This window comes from Acidimicrobiales bacterium, assembly GCA_036399815.1.
In the GTDB taxonomy this organism is placed as follows: domain Bacteria; phylum Actinomycetota; class Acidimicrobiia; order Acidimicrobiales; family DASWMK01; genus DASWMK01.
Genome location: DASWMK010000282.1, coordinates 1 through 1,780, shown reverse-complemented (window position 1 = coordinate 1,780; position 1,780 = coordinate 1). Strand labels below are relative to the sequence as shown.

1 protein-coding gene is annotated in these 1,780 nt (G+C 82.5%); it reads left to right on the top strand.

The genetic code is table 11. The features are described 5' to 3' along the window. Positions 1 to 1,780: AAA family ATPase (locus VGB14_21035; GenBank protein ID HEX9995416.1), on the top strand; the 1,780-nt coding region annotated here is incomplete at both ends.

Sequence of the window (1,780 nt, the reverse complement as noted above, 5' to 3'; positions counted from 1 at the left end):
GGGCCGGGAGGAGGCCGTGGCGGCCGCGCTGCGGGCCGCCGGCACGACCGTCGTGGCCGCCACCGGCCGGTGGTGGGCGGCGCCGACGGGCGCGGCGACGGTCGTCGGCCCGGCCGCCCGCCGGCTGGAGGAGGGCCTCGGCGGGCGCCCGGCCGGCACGGGCCGGCGGGCCAGGGGCGCCGAGGTCGTGGCCGGCGCCGTGCTCGTCGCCGCCGGCCGGTCGGCCCGGCACCTCGCCCGCCTGGCCGCCGCCCTGGAGGAGGCGGCCGCCGCCCTGGACCTCGCCTGGTCGGTCACGCCCCTGGCCGCCGGCTCGGTGGCGTTCGTGGCCGTCGCCGAGGCCGGCGGCGAGGAGCGGGTGACGGCCGCCGTCCGTCACCTCGTCGCCGACCACCCGGAGCACCACCTGCGGGCCGGCATCGCCACCGGGCGGGCCGTGCGGGTCGGCGCCGGCGGCGCCGGGACGGCCTCGTGGTGGGTGGGGCCGGCCGTGCGCGACGCGGTCGCGGCGGCCGCCGCCGCCCCGCCGGGGCACCCGCCGGCCGCGCTCGCCCGCCCCACGGCGCCCCGGGGCGGGCTGTTCGTCGGGCGGACGGCGGAGACGACGGCGCTCGGCGACGCGTGGTCGAGGGCGAAGGCCGGCGCGTACGTGGCCGTCGACGTCGTCGGCCCGGCCGGCATCGGCAAGTCCGCGCTGGTCGACCGGGCCCGGTCGGAGGCGGCGCCGGCCGAGCTGCGGGTGAAGGGCTCGGAGCTGTCCCGGCTGGTCCCCCACCGCGCCCTCGGCGACGGCCTCCGCCGCCTCGCCGGCATCCCCGACGGCAGCCCGCCCAGGGCCGCCGGCGACCTGCTGGTGGCCGCCTTCGGGTCCCTCGCTCCCGACGCCCTCCCGTGGGCGCCGCTCGTGGCCCGGCTGGTCGGCGCCGAGGTCGACCCCACCCCCGAGTCCGCGGCCACTGACGAGGCGTTCGTCGCCCTCCGGGCCCACCAGGCGGTGGCCGACCTCGTCGCCGCCGCCGCCAGGGCGGCCGGCGCGCTCTGGCTCGAGGTCGACGACCTCCACTGGCTCGACGACGCGTCGGTCGCCGCCCTGCGCCAGGTGCTCGGCGGCCTCCACGACCTCGGCTGCCTCGTCGTCGTCACCCGCCGGCCGGGCACCCCGGTGCTCTGGCCCGACGGCGGCCCGCCGGCGGTGGCCGTCGAGCTCGGCGGCCTGTCGTGGGAGGACGTCGACGAGCTGGCCCGCGCCGCCGAGCCGGCCGCGCCGCTCACCGACGACGAGCTGCGCCACCTGACCCGCCGCACCGGGGGCAACCCGCTGTTCGTCGCCGAGCTGCTGGCCGCCGGCGCCCGCCGGCCCGACCTGCCGGGCACCCTCGGCGACGCCGTCGCCGGCCGCCTCGCCGAGCTGGACGACGACGACCGGCGGCTGGTCGCCGACGCCGCCGTGCTCGGGGTGGACGTCGACACCGCCGAGCTGGCCGCCGTGCTGGGCGACCCCGAGGTGACCACGTGGCGCCGCTGGGTGCCGGTCGCCGGGCTGGCCCGCTGGGAGGCGGGCCGGGCCGTGTTCGACCACGACGTCGTCCGGGAGGTCGCCTACTCGCTCGTGCCGCCGGCCCGGCGCCGGGCGCTGCACGGCCGGGTGGCGGACGTGGCCGCGGCGACCGGCGACCCCGACGCCGCCGGCCCCGTCGCCCACCACCTCGAGCGGGCCGGGCGGTGGGCCGAGGTGGGGCCGTGGGCCCGGCGGGCCGCCGAGCGGGCCAGGGAGCGGGGC